General features: G+C 65.4%; 19 protein-coding genes. 3 read left to right on the top strand and 16 right to left on the bottom strand.

Annotated elements, in window-relative coordinates:
- Positions 1–7 precede the first annotated feature (7 nt).
- Complete coding sequence (locus AB870_RS18170; protein WP_047905783.1) at positions 8–808, bottom strand: ABC transporter ATP-binding protein; 801 nt, start codon at positions 806–808, stop codon at positions 8–10.
- A 204-nt stretch (positions 809–1012) separates the two neighbouring features.
- Here AB870_RS18170 and AB870_RS18165 point away from each other — a divergent pair, with 204 nt between their 5' ends.
- Together AB870_RS18165 and AB870_RS18160 are read left to right on the top strand one after the other, a co-directional pair.
- Positions 1013–1675, top strand: coding sequence for a response regulator transcription factor (locus tag AB870_RS18165; RefSeq protein ID WP_047905782.1), 663 nt, complete (start codon positions 1013–1015; stop codon positions 1673–1675).
- Complete coding sequence (locus AB870_RS18160) at positions 1672–3051, top strand: sensor histidine kinase (RefSeq protein ID WP_047905781.1); 1380 nt, start codon at positions 1672–1674, stop codon at positions 3049–3051. Before AB870_RS18165 ends, AB870_RS18160 begins: the two co-directional genes overlap by 4 nt.
- A gap of 167 nt (positions 3052–3218) precedes the next feature.
- Here AB870_RS18160 and panB read toward each other — a convergent pair whose 3' ends face one another.
- The 6 genes from panB to hda form a co-directional block, all read right to left on the bottom strand.
- On the bottom strand, positions 3219–4037 hold the full coding sequence (panB, locus tag AB870_RS18155) for a 3-methyl-2-oxobutanoate hydroxymethyltransferase (RefSeq protein ID WP_047905780.1): 819 nt from the start codon (positions 4035–4037) through the stop codon (positions 3219–3221).
- Between the two features lie 76 nt (positions 4038–4113).
- Positions 4114–4770, bottom strand: a complete 657-nt coding sequence (locus AB870_RS18150) for a deoxynucleoside kinase (protein ID WP_047905779.1) — start codon at positions 4768–4770, stop codon at positions 4114–4116.
- Positions 4767–5279 (bottom strand): 2-amino-4-hydroxy-6-hydroxymethyldihydropteridine diphosphokinase, encoded by a 513-nt coding sequence (folK, locus tag AB870_RS18145; protein ID WP_047905778.1) that lies wholly within the window; start codon positions 5277–5279, stop codon positions 4767–4769. The genes AB870_RS18150 and folK overlap by 4 nt, the downstream gene beginning before the upstream one ends.
- Positions 5279–6814 (bottom strand): polynucleotide adenylyltransferase PcnB, encoded by a 1536-nt coding sequence (gene pcnB / locus AB870_RS18140; protein WP_047905777.1) that lies wholly within the window; start codon positions 6812–6814, stop codon positions 5279–5281. The genes folK and pcnB overlap by 1 nt, the downstream gene beginning before the upstream one ends.
- The gene (locus AB870_RS18135) at positions 6811–7491 is read right to left on the bottom strand and encodes a histidinol-phosphatase (RefSeq protein WP_047905776.1); all 681 of its coding nucleotides are present in this window, start codon (positions 7489–7491) and stop codon (positions 6811–6813) included. The genes pcnB and AB870_RS18135 overlap by 4 nt, the downstream gene beginning before the upstream one ends.
- A gap of 110 nt (positions 7492–7601) precedes the next feature.
- Entirely contained in the window at positions 7602–8312 is a 711-nt protein-coding gene (gene hda / locus AB870_RS18130; RefSeq protein WP_047905775.1) for a DnaA regulatory inactivator Hda, read from the bottom strand.
- Positions 8313–8458: 146 nt separating this feature from the next.
- Here hda and purM point away from each other — a divergent pair, with 146 nt between their 5' ends.
- On the top strand, positions 8459–9505 hold the full coding sequence (gene purM, locus AB870_RS18125; protein WP_047905774.1) for a phosphoribosylformylglycinamidine cyclo-ligase: 1047 nt from the start codon (positions 8459–8461) through the stop codon (positions 9503–9505).
- 8 nt (positions 9506–9513) lie between these two features.
- Here the strand turns inward: purM and AB870_RS18120 are convergent, their stop codons facing one another.
- From AB870_RS18120 to mutL, 9 genes are all read right to left on the bottom strand, one after another.
- Positions 9514–10428 carry a LysR substrate-binding domain-containing protein gene (locus AB870_RS18120; protein WP_047908387.1) on the bottom strand — a complete coding sequence of 305 codons (915 nt, stop codon included), beginning with the start codon at positions 10426–10428 and terminating at the stop codon, positions 9514–9516.
- 121 nt (positions 10429–10549) lie between these two features.
- The gene (locus AB870_RS18115) at positions 10550–11791 is read right to left on the bottom strand and encodes a metal-dependent hydrolase family protein (protein WP_047905773.1); all 1242 of its coding nucleotides are present in this window, start codon (positions 11789–11791) and stop codon (positions 10550–10552) included.
- 26 nt (positions 11792–11817) lie between these two features.
- A complete protein-coding gene (locus tag AB870_RS18110) occupies positions 11818–13014 on the bottom strand; it encodes a M24 family metallopeptidase (protein WP_047905772.1) in 1197 nt (398 codons plus the stop codon).
- A 115-nt stretch (positions 13015–13129) separates the two neighbouring features.
- Positions 13130–14053, bottom strand: coding sequence for an ABC transporter permease (locus AB870_RS18105; protein WP_237169981.1), 924 nt, complete (start codon positions 14051–14053; stop codon positions 13130–13132).
- A gap of 35 nt (positions 14054–14088) precedes the next feature.
- Complete coding sequence (locus AB870_RS18100; RefSeq protein ID WP_047905771.1) at positions 14089–15153, bottom strand: extracellular solute-binding protein; 1065 nt, start codon at positions 15151–15153, stop codon at positions 14089–14091.
- A gap of 114 nt (positions 15154–15267) precedes the next feature.
- Complete coding sequence (locus AB870_RS18095; RefSeq protein ID WP_047905770.1) at positions 15268–16320, bottom strand: ABC transporter ATP-binding protein; 1053 nt, start codon at positions 16318–16320, stop codon at positions 15268–15270.
- A gap of 1 nt (position 16321) precedes the next feature.
- Positions 16322–17197, bottom strand: coding sequence for an ABC transporter permease (locus AB870_RS18090; protein ID WP_047905769.1), 876 nt, complete (start codon positions 17195–17197; stop codon positions 16322–16324).
- A gap of 170 nt (positions 17198–17367) precedes the next feature.
- Positions 17368–18315, bottom strand: a complete 948-nt coding sequence (gene miaA / locus AB870_RS18085) for a tRNA (adenosine(37)-N6)-dimethylallyltransferase MiaA (protein WP_047905768.1) — start codon at positions 18313–18315, stop codon at positions 17368–17370.
- 7 nt (positions 18316–18322) lie between these two features.
- Positions 18323–20326, bottom strand: a complete 2004-nt coding sequence (gene mutL / locus AB870_RS18080; protein ID WP_047905767.1) for a DNA mismatch repair endonuclease MutL — start codon at positions 20324–20326, stop codon at positions 18323–18325.
- Between the last annotated feature and the right edge of the window lie 137 nt (positions 20327–20463).

Below are 20463 nucleotides of genomic sequence, written 5' to 3'. Positions count from 1 at the left end.
GTCGTCCTCAATGCGTGGTGAACAGCAGTTGGTCGATGCGTGTTTCGAGCGCGCTCTGATGCGCCGTGCCGAGTGCTTCGGGCGCAATGCTGTTGAGTTCCGCCTTCACCTGTCCGGGATGGGGCGAGAGCAGCAGGATGCGCGTGCCGATGCGAATCGCCTCGTCGATGCCGTGCGTGACAAAGAGCACGGTAAAGCGCGTGTCGTCCCACAGACGCAGCAGTTCGTCCTGCATCTTGCGGCGGGTGAGGGCGTCGAGCGCGGCGAACGGCTCGTCCATGAGGAGCACGTCAGGCTCCATTGCCATACCGCGCGCGATCGATACGCGCTGCTTCATGCCGCCCGAGAGCGTGTGAGGGTAGCTGTCGATGAATTTCGCCAGGCCGACCTTCTCGATGTAGTGCGCGGCGCGCTCGGCGGCTTCGCGCGCCTTCAGTCGGCCGCTCGCGGTAAGCGCGAAGGTCACGTTCTGCCGCACGGTTTTCCACGGCAGCAACTGGTCGAATTCCTGGAAGACCATCATGCGGTCGGGGCCGGGCTCGGTGATCGTGCGGCCTTTCAGACGAATTTCGCCGCTCACCGGCGGCAGATATCCGCCGATGGCCTTGAGCAATGTCGATTTGCCGCAGCCGGATGGGCCGAGCAGCACGAAGCGGTCGCCGGGGTAGACGTTGAAGCTCACTTGCTGGGCGGCGGTGACGAGATAGTCGTCGGTCTTGTATTGCAGTGTGACGCCGTCGATCTCCAGCAACGGCGGCACTGCGGGCGAAGTCGTCCCGGCAGCGCCCGCGTGGGGGGCGTTGGGCATGGCGTGTCTCCTGAGCGGGTGTCTTATGATCTGGCCCGATACTAAGTAGCGAAGCTGTAGTGAACCTGACATGGCGCCCACGCATGCGCGGGATTCAGGGGAAACACCGAGGTGGCTCCCGCGGATTTCCGCGAAAATCGCGCTCAGAAGCGATGCCGCCCCCATGCGCCGGGCGGCCTGAAGAATGAAGGAGACGGAAGACCCATGCGCATCATGCTCGTGGAAGATACCCCCGACGTCGCCGAAGCGATTGCCACACAGTTGCGCCGGCTCGGCCATGCGCTCGATTGCGAAACGGACGGCGCGGCCGCAGCGACGCGGATCGGCGACGATTACGACTTGCTGATCCTCGACGTCATGCTGCCGCACGTTGACGGTTTCGAATTGCTCCGGCGTGTGCGCGAGCGCGGGCTGACCACGCGCGTGCTGATGCTCACGGCGTGCGCGGAGATCGACGAGCGCGTGCGGGCGCTCGATCTCGGGGCCGACGACTACCTCACGAAGCCTTTCGATTTCCGCGAGCTGGAAGCGCGTGTGCGGGCACTGATGCGTCGCACCGGTCACGACGCCACGAACCGGCTGACCTGCGCCAATCTCACGCTGGACCGCAAGAGTCGCGGCGTGGAGGTGGACGGACAACCGGTCGAGCTGACACGGCGCGAAGTCACCTTGCTGGAAATCCTCGCGGGACGTCCTGGGCGGATTTTCGGCAAGGACGAACTGATGGATCGCCTCTACGGCGACGAGCCTGCCCCGAATGCAAACGCCATCGAGCAATACGTCGCCCGTCTGCGCAAGAAACTCGCGACGGCGCAATTCCGGATTCGCACGTTGCGTGGTCTGGGCTACCAACTCGTGCTGTCATGATCGTTCCGGGCCGTTCCCTCTATCTGCGTCTGGTCGTTCGCATCGGTGTGGTGCTGGCGTTCGCGGTGGTCGCCGTGCTGCTCGGCATCTGGTTTTCGACGCGCGCGGCCGTCGACCGCGCCTACGATCGCTGGTTGCTCGGCAGCGCGTTGCAGGTGGCGGAGAATACCTGGTATCAGAACGGAGAAGTGAACGTGGACGTGCCGCTCGCCGCATTCTCGGCGCTTGCGCCCGGCGACCAGATTTTCTACACGGTGCTCGATCCGAACGGCCGGTCCGTCGCGGGCGATTCGGAGTTTCGTCCGCCGATTCCGTGGGACAGGCTGGCGGACGGTCCCATCGTGATCGACGGCATGTATCAGGAGATGCCGGTCCGCATCGCCATCGTGGGACGTCGCATGCCAGTGACCGCGGCACACCCATGGGCTGTGGTCGCCCTCGCGCATACACAGAACGCGCGCGTACGTTTCACGCGCGCATTGGCGGACAACACGCTGCTCATCACCGTTGCCACTGCGGTGCTGACGCTGCTCGCCGCGTTGTGGACATTGCGTCAGGCGCTCGCCCCGCTCAAGCAGATCGAAGCGGCGATACGCGAGCGGGACTCGAACGATCTCGTGCCTCTTGCCGTGACGGTGCCCGCCGAAACGCTCGCGCTCGTGGGCGCAATCAACGACTTCATGCAACGACTGGCGACGTCGCGCGCGTTGATGCGTCGTGTGATCGGCGACGCCGCACATCAGTTGCGAACGCCCGTTACGGCGCTCACGGCGCAGGTGGAAATGCTGAGTCAGACGCAGGACGATGCCGCGCGGCGCACGCACATCGCCCGCATTCAGAAGCAGGCGAGGGGGCTGGGCGGCCTGATCCATCAATTGATCAATCACGCGATGGTGCAGCACCGGGCGCAGAGCGTTGCGCCGGTGCCGGTCGATCTGAACGGCTTGTTGCAGACGGCGATGCGCGAGACGTTATCGTATGCCACGCGCGATATCGATGTGGCGCTGCATGCGCCGGACGACGCCTGCATGATTGTGGGCGATGCGCTGAGCCTGCGCGAGGCAATCAAGAACGTGCTGATGAATGCGCTCGCATATGGCGCACCGCACCGGCTCCATGTCGACGTGACGCGTGTGGGCGAGCAATGGCGTTTGCGTTTCTTCGATGATGGCCCGGGCATTCCGGCCTCGGAGTGGCAACGCGTGCGAACGCCGTTCTCGCCACGCGCCGACGGGCGCGAAGGCGCAAGTCTCGGCCTCGCGATGGTCGCGGAGGTCGTTCACGCCCAGGGCGGGCAGATGACATTCGAGCGGGTGGAGGGCGAGGGGTTTGCCGTGATATTGACGCTGCCGGTCGCGGGGCAAACGGCGGCGTGAACCGCAGCACGAAGGCGGCAGGAATGATGGCAGGAATGACGGCGCGAATCACCACATGAATCGCGACACGAATCGCGACGCAATCGCACCAAATCCTGGTGCAAAAAAAGCGGCGCATCGCTGCGCCGCTGTGTTCACATCTGCTGTCCGTCTCGTTTCGCCCACCGTTAGAAGCTGTGCTCCTGCGTCGGGAACGTGCCGTGCTTCACGGCCTGTACGTAGGCCTCGATGGCGGCGGCGATGCTGGGCTGACCGTCCATGAAGTTCTTCGAGAACTTGGGCGACTTGCCGGGGAATACGCCGAGCATGTCCTGCAATACGAGCACCTGCCCGTCGCAATCGACGCCCGCACCGATGCCGATGGTCGGCATGGTGTGCATTTCCGGCGTCACGCGTGCGGCAAGCGCGGCGGGGATCGCTTCGAACACCACCAGTTGAGCGCCCGCGGCTTGCAGCGCACGGCAATCTTCGAGCAGCTTCGCCTGCGCCGCATCTTCGCGCGCCTGCACCTTGAAGCCGCCAAACGCATGAACCGACTGCGGCGTGAGACCCACGTGGGCGCACACCGGAATGCTGCGCTCGACGAGGAAACGCACGGTCTGCGCGAGCCACGCGCCGCCTTCGATCTTCACCATCTGCGCACCGGCCTGCATGACGGCAACGGCGCTTTGATAGGCCTGCTCCTTCGTGCCGAACGTGCCGAACGGCAGATCGGCCAGCACCAGTGCTTTCTCCACGCTGCGGGCCACGCATTCGGTGTGATAGCAAATGTCACGCAGCGTGACCGGCAGCGTCGTGCGCTGGCCTTGAATCACATTGCCGAGCGAGTCGCCGATAAGAATGGCGTCGACACCCACGCGATCGAGCAGCGCGGCAAAACTCGCGTCATAGGCGGTGAGCATGGCGATCTTCTCGCCGCGCTCGCGCATCTGGGCAAGTCCGGGAACGGTCACGGCCTTGCGATTGGATTCTTGCAGATAACTCATGTCAGCCTCGGTTCAGGAGGGTTCGCTGGCAGGACAGATGCGACGGGTGCGCGCGCAGCGCAGCAGCGCAAGACGGTCAGAGGCGTGCGCCCTTGACGAAGACTTCCTTGCGCCCGCGCATCTGGTCGATGCGTTCGACCAACAGGGCGAAGTCGCTGTCGTTGTGCGCCGGATCGAATTGTTCCGTGTCGACTGTCAATACCGGCGCAGCGGCGTAATGATAGAAGAATTCGCCGTAGATGTCGCACAGCGCGCGCAGATACGTGTCGGGAATCTGCTGTTCCATCGGAATCGCACGTTTCTGAATGCGCGAGAACAGTGTCTCGGGACTCGCTTGAAGATGAATCACCAGATCCGGCGCCCGGTGCGCACGCTCGATGTGCGCGACGAGCCTGCGGTACAGCTCCAGCTCGTCGGTGGCCAGCGTCAGGCGGGCGAAAAGACCGTCCTTCTCGGGCAGAAAGTCGGTAAAGACCGGCTTGCCGTCGATTTCGCGTCGCGCGATTTCCGCCGCTTCGTCCACGCGTTGCAGACAGAACGACAATTGCGCAGGCAACGCGTAGCGCGCGCTGTCGCGATAGAAACGTTCGAGAAAGGGGTTGAGCGCCGGCTGTTCCAGCATCAGGTCGGCGCCGGCTGCATCGGCCAGCCGCTGGGCGAGCGAGGTCTTGCCGACCCCGATCGGGCCTTCGACGGCGAGATAGCGAAAGCGCCCGAGAACCGGCGACTTCATGACGTGCAAACCCGCTTCGTGGGGCAGCAGCCGTGCGCGACGCGCTCGATGCGTTGATCGGCCACCCCGGACAGCAGGGCGCTCACGCGGCCCACGCCGGGAATCTCGAGATCGGGCGCGATGTCCGCAAGGGGATGCAGCACGAAGGCGCGCAAGGCCATGCGCGGATGCGGCACAATCAGATCGGGCTCGACGATGCGCTCGTCGCCATACAACAGCAGATCGAGATCGAGCGTGCGCGGCGCATTCTTGTACGGCCGCTCGCGCCCGAAATGCAACTCGATCTTCAGGCACAGGGCGAGCAACTGGCGAGCGCTCAGACTCGTCTCCACGGCGACAGCGCAGTTGAGATAGTCATCGCCGCTCGACTCGATCGGAGCTGTGCGATACAGGTCGGACTTGGCCGTGATGGTGACGCCGATTTGCTGCGCCAGACAGACAATGGCGTCCTTGATCGCTTGGCGGGCGTCGCCGAGATTCGCGCCCAGCCCGATATAGGCAACAGTCATTAAGCACCTTCGGAACCATGCTGTCGCGATGATACCCGCTTGCCATGATTCTCGCTGGCAGCGTTCTCGCGTTCGCCGCCACCGTCGCCTTGCGAGCCTGTGCCGCTTTCGTTAGCTTCGCCGCCACGCCCGCCGGAGGGCTTGCGACGACGCCGGCGACGCTTCGCCGCCGAGGTCGAACCCGACGAACCGCTACCTTGCGAGAGCAACTCGTCGCGCTTGACCGAATCGCCTTCGAGGAAGTCCGTCCACCATTGACCGGCTTCTGCCGGGACTTCGCCCGACTCGCAACGAAGCAGCAGGAAGTCGTAACCGGCGCGCAGGCGCGGATGCTCGAGCAAACGCAGCGGCGTGCGGCCGACGCGCTTGTCCAGCCGCACCTGCAACCCCCAGATTTCCTTCATGTCGGCAACGAACCGGCGCTGGATCGCCAGCTTGCCGGTTTGCGCGTCGAGCACGTCGTCCATTGCAAGGTGCAAGGCGGGAATCGGATACTCGCCGGCGCTTTGGTAGGCCTGCCATTTTTCCAGCACGAGATGCCAAAGCAGCGCGGCAAACAGGAAGCCCGGCGAGACCGGCTTGCCCGCGCGAATGCGGGCGTCGGTATTGGCGAGCGCGAGCGTGACGAACTTCTCGCCCAGCGGCTGCTCCAGCACGACGTCGAGCAGCGGCAGCAGCCCATGGTGCAGACCTTGCGATCGCAGTTGCTGCACGCAGGCCCACGCGTGTCCCGAGAGCAGCAACTTGAGCATTTCGTCGAACAGGCGTGCCGCCGGCACGTTGTCGATGAGCGGGGCGAGCTGCGGGATCGGCGCCGCACTCGCTTCGTCGATCTTGAAGCCGAGCTTCGCGGCGAAGCGCACCACGCGCAACATGCGCACCGGGTCTTCGCGATACCGCGTGGCCGGGTCGCCGATCATGCGCAGCACACGTTTCTGGATATCTTCCCAGCCATGGTGGTAATCGTGCACCGTCTGCGTGGCCGGGTCGTAATACATGGCGTTGACGGTGAAGTCGCGACGCGCGGCATCTTCGTCCTGCTCACCCCACACGTTGTCGCGCAGTACCCGGCCGGATTCGTCGGTGACGTGCGTCTTGCGGTCGAGTTCACCCTTTTTCGGACGACGCGCACCGATTTGCTCGCTATCGACGGCGTCGACCAACGCACGGAACGTGGAGGTCTCGATGATCTCCTGTCCGAACTGCACGTGAACGATCTGGAAGCGGCGGCCGATAATGCGTGCGCGGCGGAACAGGCGCTGCACCTGTTCGGGCGTGGCGCTCGTGGCGACGTCGAAGTCCTTGGGGGCGATGCCGAGCAGCAGGTCGCGTACGGCGCCGCCCACGATGAACGCCTTGAAGCCGGCTTGTTGCAACGTATCGGTCACGCGCACGGCATTCTTCGAGAGCAGGCTCGGATCGATACCGTGAGTGGAGACGGGAATGACGACCGGCGTGCCGGGCGGCGGATTGCCTGCGCCGCCTTCGGCCCGGGCGTCCTTGCCGAGCAGCTTCTTGATGAGTTTGCGGATCACTGGAACAACTCGAGAATGGGCCAGCGACGCGCCAGCGCGATGTCGCGCAGCGCCTCATCGGGGTTCGTTGCCACCGGATGGTTCACCTTCTCCATCAGGGGGACGTCGTTGGCGGAGTCGCTATAGAAGAAAGCGTGGTTGAAGTCGCCCCAGGTCTTGCCCAGGCTGGCGAGCCACGCTTCGGTGCGGGTGATCTTGCCTTCGCGGAAGCTCGGCGTACCGACGTACTCGCCGGTGAAGCGAGCGTTCGGATCGCCGCCTGCCGTGGCCGGCTCGGTGCCGATCAGATGGTCGACGCCGAACGCCGTGGCGATGGGACGCGTGACGAACGTGTTGGTCGCCGTCACGATGGCGCACAGATCGCCGGCCTTGCGGTGCATGTCCAGAAGCGCAAGGGCTTCGGGGCGTACGTGCGGCAGGATCGCTTCTTCCATGTATTGCGCATGCCAGGCGTCGAGTTGGTCACGCGGATAGCGTGCGAGCGGTGCAAGACAGAAACGCAGATAGGCCGGCATGTCGAGCCGGCCTGCACGGTAGTCCTGATAGAAGGCCTCGTTGGCCTGTGCGTACGAGTCACGCTCCACCGCGCCCTGGCGCACGAGGAAACGGCCCCACTCCTTGTCGCTGTCGGTCGGCAGCAGGGTGTGGTCGAGATCGAAGAGAGCTAAATTGGTCATTGCGCGAATTTTACCTGAAGCGAGGGGCGGTCTAATGTCGTTCGGTGATTGGGGGTATCGGTAAGACTTTCGGGTAGCTGCGTTGCGCTCGCCAGCCGATCGGTCACCGGTCAGTGTTTGCCGTCCGGCGGCGCAGCATCGGTGTGGGTGAGCATCTGGCGCAGCAGCGGCAACGTCACCGCGCGCTTTTGCTCCATCGAGAACCGGTCGAGCCGGTCGAGCAGGGCCATCAGGCTCGACATGTCGCGCTCGAAGTGCGTGAGCAGATAGGCCGGCACGTCCGCCGCGAGTTGCAGCCCGCGCTCGCGGGCGGCGTTTTGCAGCGCCTGCTTCTTGCCATCGTCGTCAAGTCCCACAATATGAAATACGAGCCCCCAGCCGAGACGGGTGCGCAGATCTTCGCGCAGCGGCATGTCGACCGGCGGCTGGGAGCCCGCGGCCACGAAGGCGCAATGCGGACGCGCGCGGGTCTCGTTGAACAGGTTGAAGGCGGCGATCTGCTGGGTGGGCGTGAGATTGTCGCTGTCGTCCACGCAGTAGACGGTGCTGGCCTCGTCGAACGTGAAAGCGGCCAGCGGACTGTTCGGGCGCAAATACCGCGCGCTCGGCCCGACGGCATGGCACAGCGCCTCCATCAGGTGGGTGCGCCCGGACCCGGCAGCCCCCCAGAGGTAGATGCCGCGGTCGCGCGCCGTGCCCGCCGACAGTTCGGCGGGAAGGCCGGCAAGCGTTTGCGCCGCCTCGCGATTGAGTCCGGCAATGAAATTGTCGAACGTGGCGGGCGGCGGGGTGCCGAGGTCGAGATACAGTTGCTGAATCACGAACGAAGAAAGCCGGCGAAAGGCCGGCGGAGTACGGTTTACGGGGCACGCAGGCCCTTGCCTGCGTCCGATATCCCGTTTGCGTGCCGAAAGGTCACGCGCATCGGGTAAAATCGCATTTTACCGAACCTTGATGCATTCCCGTCATGTCACACCCTAACGAAACTTCCGGCCTTTCCTATCGCGACGCTGGCGTCGACATCGAAGCGGGCGACGCACTGGTCGAAGCGATCAAGCCGTTTGCCAAGAAAACTCTGCGCGACGGCGTGCTGGGCGGCATCGGCGGCTTTGGGGCACTGTTCGAAGTGCCCAAGCGCTACAAGGAGCCGGTGCTCGTTTCGGGGACCGACGGCGTGGGCACCAAGCTCAAGCTGGCCTTCACGCTGAACAAGCACGATACGGTCGGTCAGGATCTGGTCGCCATGAGCGTCAACGACATTCTGGTGCAGGGCGCCGAGCCGCTGTTCTTCCTCGACTACTTTGCCTGCGGCAAGCTGGACGTGGCCACGGCGGCGACCGTCGTCAAGGGCATCGCGCAGGGGTGCGAGCTGGCCGGTTGTGCGCTCATCGGCGGTGAAACGGCCGAAATGCCGAGCATGTACCCCGACGGCGAATACGATCTGGCCGGTTTCGCGGTCGGTGCGGTCGAAAAGAGCAAGATCATCGACGGCAAGTCCATCGTGCCGGGCGACGTGGTACTGGGCCTGGCCTCCTCGGGGGCGCATTCGAACGGCTATTCGCTGGTGCGCAAGATCATCGACGTCGCCCGGCCGGATCTGGACGCCGACTTTCACGGCCAGCCGCTGCGCGACGTGCTGATGGCGCCCACGCGCATCTACGTCAAGCCGCTGCTCGCGCTGATGGAAACGCTGACGGTCAAGGGCATGGCCCACATCACCGGCGGCGGTATCGTGGAGAACATTCCGCGCGTGTTGCAGGATCATCTGACGGCCGACATCAGGCAGGACGCCTGGACGTTGCCGCCGCTGTTCCAGTGGCTGCAGGAACACGGCAAGGTGGCCGACGCCGAAATGCACCGCGTGTTCAACTGCGGTATCGGCATGGCCGTGATCGTGTCGGCGGCCGACGCCGACGCGGCGGTGACGCATCTCGAAGCCTCGGGCGAGACGGTCTACCGTCTGGGCACGATCCGCGAGCGCAAGGAAGGGGAAGCTCAGACGATCGTGTCGTAAGACGGTCGTCACACCTTCATCCGCGCCTGCACCGCGCGCAGCACGTCGTCGAGCGTTGTCTCCATGATGCGCACCAGGTCGTCCAGTTGGGCGCTGGGCGCTGCTGCACGCGGCGTGATACGCAGCGTGTGAAAGGGCATCGACGGCTCGAAGCGACGCAGCACGAGATCCGAATCGAGGAAGTCGTAGGCGGATACCGGATGCAACAACCCGATGCCCACCTTCTCCTTGACCATCGTGCCGATGTTGATGGAATAGCGCGCCGTGGCAACGACCTGCTGATGCAGATTGCCTTGCGCGAACAGCCGGTCCATGCCCCAGCGAATCATGTCGGTCGGCTCGTACGACAGGATCGGCTGATCCTTCAGATCGGCCAGCCGCACGATCTTCTTGCGCGCGAGCGGATGACCGGCGGGCAGGGCGCAGATCGCGTCGAGCCTGGCGAACGAGACCGCATCGGTCGCCGCCACGTCGATGGTGTCGGTCACGAGACCGAGCGTGAGTTGATGTGTGACCACCTGGTCGCGAATCAGATCGGACGCCCCTGTCGTGAGCGCGAGTTGCACGCTCGGATACAACGCGCGATACCCGGCCATCACACGTGCGAAAAAGCCCAGCCCGAACGAGACGACGGATCCCACCCGGATGACAGCCTTGTCGGGGTTGCGCAGATTGAGCGCGAATTCACGGATGTTGTCGAGTCCGGCATAGCGGCGCTCGACTTCCTCGAACAGGGCGAAGGCCTCGGCCGTGGGTTCGAGACGCCCGCGCGCACGGTCGAAGAGCGTGAGACGCGTCGAGCGTTCGAGGTCGGCGACGAGACGGCTCACCGCGGACTGCGACATGCCGAGCACCTGTGCCGCTTTGGTGGTTGTGCGCGTGAGCATCAGCGCCCGAAAGGCGTCGATGTGCCGGAAATCCATCGGTTCTCCACGGAAGGGGTTGGCGTGCGCGCCGACGTGCCCGCGTGCCCGCGCATGCGGGCGCACCGCCGCACGCACCTGCCGCGTGCACCGATGTCCCGACGCGCTCGCGGCAATCGTCTTATAGCGCGAAAGCGTGGATTCTACCGCCCTTCATCACCATCGGAATCCGCTCCCCCTGCCCGAGCAGGCAGTCGAGCGACGTGAGCGGATTACCGTCGACGACGAGCACGTCGGCGTGCGCGCCGGGCACGATCTCGCCCAGTTGCCCGGACTGGCCCAGGACTTCCGCGCCGACGACCGTGGCGCTGCGCAGGATCTCCGCCGGCGAGAGGACTTCCGCGCGCAAGCGGAACTCGTCGCTTTGCAGACGCTGCGACTCGCCGAGCAAATCCGAGCCATACCCCAACTTCACGCCGGCCTCGCGGAAGATTTCCAGCGAGCGCAGACCGGCCGCGTGCACGTCGGCGATCTTCGCGACGCTGTCTTGCGGCAGCCCGAGCGACTTGCCTTCGCTTGCGAGGGCGTCGTAAGTCACGAGCGTGGGAACGGCGAATGCGCCTTGCTCGGCCATGTAGCGCGCGGTTGGTGCGTCGACGAGATTGCCATGTTCGATGGTACGAACGCCGCAACGTACGGCACGTTCGATGGCCGCCGCCGTGTATGCATGTGCGAGCACATAGGTGCCGCGGCCTCGCGCCTCGGCGACGATGGCGCGGATTTCGTCTTCCGAATATCCCCATGCGCCGACCGGGTCGGTGGGCGACGCTACGCCGCCCGAGGCCATGATCTTGATCTGGTCCGCGCCCATTTGCAGTTCTTCGCGCACCGCTCGGCGCACTTCGTCCACGCCGTCCGCCACGCGCGAGAGCGCCCCGACACGCACGCAACACGGACACGGACCGTCGGTGCCGATGTAGTCGGTGCGGGCGCGGCCGTCGCCGTGGCCGCCGGTCTGACTGATGGCGCGCCCCGAGACGAACAGGCGCGGTCCTTCGGCCAGCCCGCTCTCGACGGCGTGCTTGATGGCGTGGCCCGCCCCGCCGGCGTCGCGCACGGTGGTGAAGCCGCGTCGCAGCATGCCTTGCAGTATCGGAACCGATTTGAGCGTGACGAGCACATTGGGCAAATGTGCCTGCGCCGAGAGATTGAGTTGCGTGGCGTGCACGTGCACATGCAAATCGATGAGACCGGGCATGACGGTGCGCCCGCGGGCATCGATCTCGCGCGCGGACGCCGCGCGAATCGGCTTGTCGGACACTTCCTTGATGCGTCCGTTTTCGATCAGCACGGCGTGATCTTCGCGAAGCTCGCCCTTGACCGGGTCGAGCAACGCGCAGTTCGACAGCAGAATCGACTCCATGACTTCTCCTCCGGGATGGGTTCTTGTCAATCGATGGTTGCGTGCGCCAGCGTGCGCGGCGTGTTGGTGAGCATGACCGGCGTGTCGCCCGTGACGACCGAGTCGTCGAGACGGAATCCGCCCAGGCCGTACACGTAGATGCCCGGCTCCGCCGAATAGACTTCGTTGGCCAGCAAGGGACGGTGATTGAACGCCATGTCATCCGGATATTCGTGACCGATGATGCCCATGCCATGGCCGGTGCGATGGCGGATGTACTCGCCGCAACCGGCTTTTTCGATCACGGCCTGCGCTGCGGCATCGATACCGGACACCGGCCTGCCGGTGACGGCGGCGTTGACGGCCGCTTCGTTAGCGGCCCGGGCGACTTCGTAAAAGCGGGCCTGTTCGCTCGACGGCTTGCCGCAGAACCACGTGCGTTCGTTTTCGATGACCAGACCGTTAAGGCGCGGGATCACGATATTGACCATACCGTCGCCCTCGGCGATGCGCGCGCCGCACGAGGCCCCGTCGCCATGCGGCGAGGCGGACGCGGGGCCGGAGAGTGTCCAGCAGCGCAGCACTTCCAGATTTTCGCCGGGAAAGCGCTTCGCGCCTTCGGTGACCATCAGCGCCGCCATCGAGTAATCGAGTTCCTGCACCAGACGCCCCGGGCGGATGTTCTCGCGATATCGCTCCTGTACCCAGTCCGCCAGCTCGGCAGCGGCGCGCATGATGGCGATCTCCTCGTCGTGCTTGACCCAGCGCAGGCCGCGCATTTGCGCGAGCATCGGCACGAGTTTGGCCTCGGGCAGCAAAGCGCCGGCGCGTGCAAGCGGACCGGCGGGGGCGTCCACGCCGATGCGCGAGGCAGCGAGCCCCGCCGCGCGCAACGTGTCGGCGATGAGCGCGGGGACCTCGGCGAGCAGGGGCTGACGGTGAGTTACGCGCGGGTGCTCCGCGTAAAGCGTGACACGATCCGCATCGAGCCAGAGATGATGGCGCTCGCGCGCCATCATCAGGTGATGCGTCGAGAGTTCGTTCATCACGGCGAAGGGCTCGCCGTCGCGCGGTACGCACACGGCGATAGGGCGCTCCCACGTCTGTACGTCGACGTGAAAGTTGGTCGCCCACTGGAAGAAGTCGGCGGCGGTGAACACGAGCGCATCGACGCGCGTTCGGTCCATCAGGTCGTTCATCAGCACGCGACGGTACTGACGTGTGGCATCGGAGAGAGTCGGCATGGTGCAGTCCTTGTCGGCAAACGAAGGGCGAAATCACAGACCCGGATCCCACCGACCCGGGCAGGCGGGGCACGCCGCGAGCCGCACGCCGGGGAAGGCGGAGGACGTCGGGGTGTCAGGTCATCATCGTCTTCGCGTAGCGGCGGTGAATGAGCCAGTGAGACGCGACGGCGAGCGCGAACGTCACGACCATCGACACGATGGAGAGCACCGCACCGAACGGCCAGTTGTTGGCCTTGGCGATCTGGTCGTAGATCGAAGGCGTCATCATCGTGATACCGGTGCCACCGAGCAGCACGGGCGTGGCGTAAGCATTCATGCACAGAATGAACACGAGCATGGTGCCCGCCGCAATGCCAGGCGCGGCCATCGGCAGGATCACGCGTGTGAGCGTGTGCCGGAAGGTCGCGCCGAGATTGCGCGCGGCTTCTTCGACGGAGAAGTCCATGCCTTCGAGCACACTCTGCAAGGTGAGAATCATGTACGGCAGCACGACGGCCGTCGTGCCGACAACAACCGCGAACGGCGTGTACAGCAGGCGAATCGGCTGCGGCACGATGCCCAGCGACACGAGCATCGAATTGACGAAACCGGCATTGCCGAGCATCACCATCCAGCCTGCGGCGCGCACGACGTTGCCCACGAGCAGCGGGAAGACCAGCAGCATCACGAGCAGACTCTTGAAGCGGCTTTGCGTGCGCGCAAGGACATACGCCACGGGAAACCCGAACACGAGTGCCAGCACGGTGCACAGCGAGGCGACCTTGATCGTCGTCCACAGGACGGACAGATAGTAGGGGTCGGTGAAGAACTTGACGTAGTTCGCGCCGGTGAGCGCGGCCTGCATCATGTCCACGGGATCGAACCGGTTGAAGCTGTAGCGCACCAGTTGCAGTCCCGGTAGCACAATCACCAGCAGCACGACGAGCGTGGCGGGCGCGGCGAGCGCGCCGCCGGCGAATGCGCCGCGCACCGCGCGTGCGGTGGCGGCGCTGCGTGCGGTGGCGGGTGGCGTGGCTTCGGTCAGGCGCGACGTCATCGCGGGCTCCGATGAGGGGGACGTGTGCGCGACACTCACAGCCCCACCTTGAATTCCTTGTTCCAGAAGTCGAGCAGTGCGGGCTTGTCGGCGGTGAAGCGCGCGTAATCGAGCTTGACCATGCGGTCCAGTTCGGCGCTCGTGAAGCCCACGCTTTGCTGGAGGGACGGCGGCAGATTCGCGTTCTTCACGGTGGGCGCGTAGCCCATCGTCTCGGCGAAGCCGATCTGCGCGCGCGGATCGAGCATCGCGTTCAGATAGTTGAAACCGCACGGCTTGGACTGCGAGTTCTTCGGTACCGCGGCTTCGAACGTCACCGGCACCGCACCTTCCTTCGGCACCACGTATTCAATGGGCACACCCGCCTTCTTCCACTGCAACGCGCGCGCCTTCCACATGCAGGTGAACCAGATGTCGCCGCTCTTGAGCGCCGACGCGACCGCCTCGTTGGACGGATACACCTTGGGCCGCTGTGTCTTGCGAAGCTCGCGCAGGAATTGCACGCCGCCCGCCATGTCGCCGTCCTTGTGGCCCGCTGCGAGCGAACTGCTCACGACGTTGAAGTTGTAGAGGATGTCCGAGAAGCCGACCTTGCCTTTGAGTTTCGGATCGAGCGCGGCGGTAAACGAATCGGGCTTCGTGCCGACCTTCTCCGGGTTGTAGACGATCACCATCGCACTGAAGATGTGAGGAATCGAGTACGGACGACGTAGCGTCTCCAGCGTGTTCGCGAGATTCGGCACGAGCCTGGCATCGACCGCCTCCAGAATGCCGGAACGGTTGATGTCGTACATGTCCAGATCGGCGAGGCACGCGACGTCGAGCGAGCCGCGACGAGACGCTTTCTCCGCGCGCAGTTTCGTCATGCGCCCGACCTGATCGGCGGAGTCGTACGTCACCTTGCCGCCCGCGGCTTCGATGATCGGCTTGCCGATGTTCTGTTCGAGCAGGTTCAGATAGTCGCCGCCCCAGGTGCCGACGACCACGTTCGGACATGCCGCGGCCGCGTATGCCGAAAGGGCGTCGAGTCCCAGCGTGGGAGCGATCACGAGACCGGAGGCGGTCTTCAGAAACGTGCGGCGGTTCAGGGCGTGTGTCATGTCGTCATCCTTCTAAACGTTGACCATCGGGTGGCCAAGGCAGGGGGGGCAGGCGTGAGTGAAACGAAGGCGATGCGGGAATTCCGGTGGGCCGGTGTCGGCGCGTGCGTATCGTCAGGCATTGAAAAACAGACAGTCGGTACTCGCAAAACATGCCTTAAGCGACTTGCCCGGCATGTAGAGACGGGTGTCCTCGCGTGCCGTGTTCTGCACGTGGGCGACGAGCATTTCGCCCTGCGGACTCTTCAGGCGGAGTTCGAGCGTCGAGCCGAGATAGATCGTCTGGTCGACGGTGACGGGCATGAACGTTTCGCTGGGCGCGGGGGTGTCCGTCAGGCGCAGCCGCTCGGGGCGAATACCCAGCGTTTTCGCGTCCGGCGTCGCGCCGGCGAGCGCGAGACGCTCGCCTCTGGCGGTCACGAAGTGCCCATCGCTCATCCGGCCGGCGAGGAAATTCATCTTGCCGAGGAAATTTGCGACGAACGGGTTGGCGGGGCGCTCGTACAGGGCGTCGGCGGTGCCGATTTGCTGCACGCAGCCGTCGTGCATCACGGCGAGTCGGTCCGCAATGGCCAGCGCTTCTTCCTGATCGTGCGTGACGAAGATCGTCGTCAGCCCGAGACGGCGTTGCAGCGCGCGGATCTCCTCGCGGACTTCGGTGCGCAGTTTGGCGTCGAGGTTCGAGAGCGGTTCGTCCAGCAGAAAGACATCGGGACGAATGGCGAGCGCGCGCGCAATCGCAACGCGCTGCTGCTGGCCGCCGGACAACTGACGCGGGTACCGGTCGGCAAGCGAGGTGAGCCGCACCATGTCGAGCGCTTCGCGAATGCGCGTGTCGCGCTCGGCGGCCGGCACGCGCCGCATCTCCAGCCCGAATGCCACGTTCTGCGCCACGGTCATGTGCGGAAAGAGTGCGTAGCGCTGGAACACCATGCCGGTGTTGCGGCGATGCGCGGGCAGGCGCGAAACCTCCTTGCCGCCGATCCAGATTTCGCCGGCCGTCGGCTCGACGAAGCCCGCGACCATGCGCAGCGTGGTGGTCTTGCCGCAACCGCTGGGCCCGAGGAAGGCAACGAGTTCGCCTTCGGCAATGTCCAGCGAGAAGTCCGAGACGGCAGCGGCGTTGCCGTATTGCTTGCGCAGGTTGCGCAGCGAGACGTTGGCCATGTCAGATCACCTGGCTGAGTTTGACGAAGCGATCGGTGATCAGCATAACGATGCCGAGCAACACGATCTGCGCGGCGGAGACCGCGGCAATCGTCGGATCGAGATTGAATTCGAGGTACTGCATGATCGCGATGGGCAACGTCGTCTTGCCCGGTCCCACCAGCGGCAGCGTGAGTTCGAGGTTCTCGAACGACACGATGAAACTGAACAGCACGGCCGCGACGATGGCTGGCCGCAGCATCGGCAGCGTTACGCGCCAGAGCGTGCGCCACGGCCCCGCGCCAAGATTGCGCGCTGCTTCTTCAATGGTGCCGTCGATCTGCGCGAGGCTCGCGCCCACCAGGCGCATCGTCCACGGAATGGTCAGACAGACGTGCGCGATCACAAGGCCGCCGAACGTGCCGACGATGTCCATGTCGAGGGCGTTCTCGGCGCGCAGATAGAACAGATAGGTCGCAATGCCCGCGACGATGCCCGGCACGACGAGCGGCAAAAGCAGCACGTTGCCGAGCGTGCGGCGGCCGGGGAAGCGGTAGCGGGCGAGGGCGAGCGACGCCGTGACACCGAGCATCACGCCCCCGATGGCGGCGCAGGCGGCGAGTTGGAGCGAGAGCAGGAAACCGTCGGCAAAGGCGGCGTTGCGCCAGGCGTTGACGTACCACGACAGCGTGTAGCCGCTGGGCGGGAAGGTGATGATCGCGTCTTTGAAAAAACTCAGCCAGACGACGAAGATCAGCGGGCTGAGCATGAACAGATAGATCAGCGCGATCCCCGCACGCATCGCCCATTTCGCAATCGGCACGCGTCGCGGGCCGCTTGCCGGCCTGCGCAACACATGACCCGCCACCCCACTCGGCTCCATCGAAGTCTGCGTCATTGGCACCCTTCCCGGTATCGTGGATTCGATGCAATTTTGCATTGATCGAAACGTTAATATGCAAATTAGCATATCAAAATCGACGTGCAAACCGGAAAGCTGTCAGGGTTTCAACGGAGAGGGAGGGGCTGCGCCGACCTCGGGGGCGGCGCAGCGCGGGCAGGCAAGGGTCAGGCTTGCCAGAGATTGCGCACGGTGGCCAGGGCGCGTTGCGTCGCGTCGGGGGCGGTGCAGTCGACGATGTGACGCTCGGGCATCGAACGCAGCCACGTCAGTTGCCGTTTGCACAACTGACGCGTGGCGAAGATGCCCTTATCGCGCATGGTGTCGTAGTCGGTCTTGCCGTCGAGGTATTCCCACACCTGACGGTAGCCTACGCAACGCATCGAGGGTAAGCCGGGATCGAGATCGCCTCGCGCCCGCAGGCGTTCGACTTCTTCGATGAAACCGGCGGCGAGCATCAGGCGGAAACGCTCGGCAATGCGCGCATGCAGTATCGAACGCTCGCCTGGCTCCAGCGCCACGGGCACGAATGTGTGTGGCGACGCCGTGTCCCGTGCGGGTGCCTGTTCGGCGAGCCACTGCGACATCGGCTTGCCCGACAGCAGGAAGATCTCCAGCGCGCGCTGAATGCGCTGCGAGTCGTTCGGGGCGAGACGCGCCGCCGTTGCGGGATCGACGCTGGCGAGCCGCGCGTGAAGCGCCGGCCAGCCGTCGCGCGCGGCGTCCTCGTCAAGTGCCGCCCGCACATCCGCATCGGCAGCCGGCAGCGGCGAGAGACCTTGCGTGAGCGCCTTGTAGTAGAGCATGGTGCCGCCGACGAGTAACGCGCGGCGTCCGCGCGCGGCGATGCCGTCGACCAGACGCAGCGTGTCTTCGCGAAACTGCGCGGCGCAATAGGTGTCGCGCGGATCGATGATGTCGATCAGGTGATGCGGCACGGCGGCGAGTTCTTCGGCACTCGGTTTTGCCGTGCCGATGTCCATCTCGCGATACACGAGGGCGGAATCGACGCTGATAATCTCCAGCGGGGTGTCTTGTGCGAGGGCAAGGGCGGCGGCGGTCTTGCCGGATGCCGTCGGGCCCAGCAGACAGACGATCGGGGGATTTGCGTTCATGAACCGCTCAACGTCCGCGCATGAATAACCTGTCGAGGTCGCCGAGCGTGAGCTGGTACCAGGTGGGGCGTCCGTGATTGCATTGGTCGGCCCGTTCGGTCGCCTCCATCTGACGCAGCAAAGCGTTCATTTCCTCGTGCGTCAGTCGCCGGTTGGCACGCACCGCCGTGTGGCAGGCGAGCGTGCCGAGCAGTTCGTGCTGACGCTCGGTAAGCACGCGAGAGCCGCCGTACTGGCGCAGATCGGCCAGCACGGCCCGCGCGAGCGCCTGCGCGTCGGCGCCGTCGAGCAGCGCGGGGATGGCGCGCACGGCCAGCGTGGTGGGGGACATGGCGGCGAGGTCGAAGCCGAGCGCCGTCAACGTCTCCCGATGTTCTTCCGCCGTGCCGATTTCCACCGGATCCGCGAAGAACGTCACCGGAATGAGTAGCGGCTGGACAGGCACGCTGCGCTCGATAAGCGCCTGCTTGAAGCGTTCGTAAAGGATGCGCTCGTGCGCGGCGTGCATGTCGACGAGCACGAGGCCATGGGCGTTCTGCGCGAGGATGTAGATGCCGTGCAACTGGCCGAGCGCAAAGCCCAGCGGTTGTTCGAGTGCCTGGGCGTCGGCGCTGCCGTTGGCGCTCGCCGCGAAGGCGTGGGCGAGGCCACTGCCCGGCGGTGCGCCGTCCGGTGTCGTGCCGGGGGCGCCGCCCGGAGAGCCGTTGGCGTTCCCGTAGACCGGCGAAGGCACGTCGGTTACACCGGTCAGGCCAGTCACGCCGGACTGGCCGTAGGGGCGCGCCGCCGGCGGCGCCGCGCGTCCGAACAGATTGTCGTAGACGGACAGGGGCTGCGCCATCGGCAACGCCCCTTGTTGCGCACGCGAATTCCAATTGCTGCCGCCCGGGGTGCCGAACCCTCCGGTGGAGCGCGCGCCGAAGCCGCCGCCCAATCCGGCCACTGCGCCGGGACCGGCGGCAAGTCCGCCGCCTTCGGTCAGGTGTGCGGCATGCGTCGCGCCGCCGCTGCCCGCCGCGCGCGCCAGTGCACGTTGCACGGCGTGGAACACGAATTGGTGAACGCTGCGGGCATCGCGAAAGCGCACTTCGATTTTCGACGGGTGAACGTTCACGTCCACCAACTGCGGCGGTAGTTCGAAATACAGCACGTACGCCGGGTAGCGATCGCCGTGCAGCACGTCTTCATAAGCGGCGCGCACGGCGTGCGTGAGCAGCTTGTCGCGTACGAAGCGGCCGTTCACGAAGAAAAACTGCTGGTCCGCGCGGCCGCGGCTCGCGGTCGGCAGGCCGACGAAGCCCGAAAGGCGCAATTCGGCCGCGCCTTCATCGAGCGCCAGATGCGCGTCGGCAAAGTCGTTGCCGAGCACGCGTGCGACCCGCGTGGCGGCATCCGACGCGTTCCAGTGCTCGACGGCCCGGTTGTTGTGCAGGATCGAGAAGCCGACGTCCGGGCGCGCCAATGCGCTGCGGCGGATGACGTCCATGCAATGACCGAACTCGGTCTGTTCCGTCTTGAGAAACTTGCGTCGCGCGGGCGTGTTGAAGTACAGGTCGCGCACGTCGACGGTGGTGCCCACGGGGCCGGCGGCCGGGGTGAGCGCGCCGGTATTGCCGTCGATGGCGGTCGCATGCGGCGCATCGATTTGGCGGCTCGAGAGCGTGAGCTGCGCCACGGAGGCGATGGACGCCAGGGCTTCGCCGCGGAATCCGAGCGTGAGCACCGATTCGAGTTCGTCGAGCGTGCGGATCTTGCTCGTCGCGTGGCGGGTGAGCGCCAGCGGCAATTGTTCGGCGGACATGCCGCCGCCGTCGTCGGTAATCGCGATGCGGCGCACGCCGCCTTCTTCCAGCTTGATTTGAAGCGCCCGGGCGCCCGCGTCGAGGGCGTTCTCCAGCAACTCCTTGACCACGGAGGCCGGGCGCTCGACCACCTCGCCGGCGGCGATCTGACTGATCAACTGGTCGGGAAGGACGCGAATGGCGCGCGCCGGGGCGAGCCCCGCCGGCATGGGGCCGGGGCGGCGTTGGGGAGGCGCGGTGGCCGGATCCGGAGCGTCCGGGGTATCCGGAGCGTTCGGGACGTTCGGGACGTTCGGGGCGGGGGTCGGGGTGGCAGACATGGGAACCATTATAAAGCGTGCCCTCA

It is taken from the genome of Pandoraea faecigallinarum (genome assembly GCF_001029105.3).
GTDB lineage: Bacteria > Pseudomonadota > Gammaproteobacteria > Burkholderiales > Burkholderiaceae > Pandoraea > Pandoraea faecigallinarum.
The sequence above is the reverse complement of the archived record's forward strand: the minus strand, read 5'-3'. Positions and strand labels throughout refer to the sequence as shown.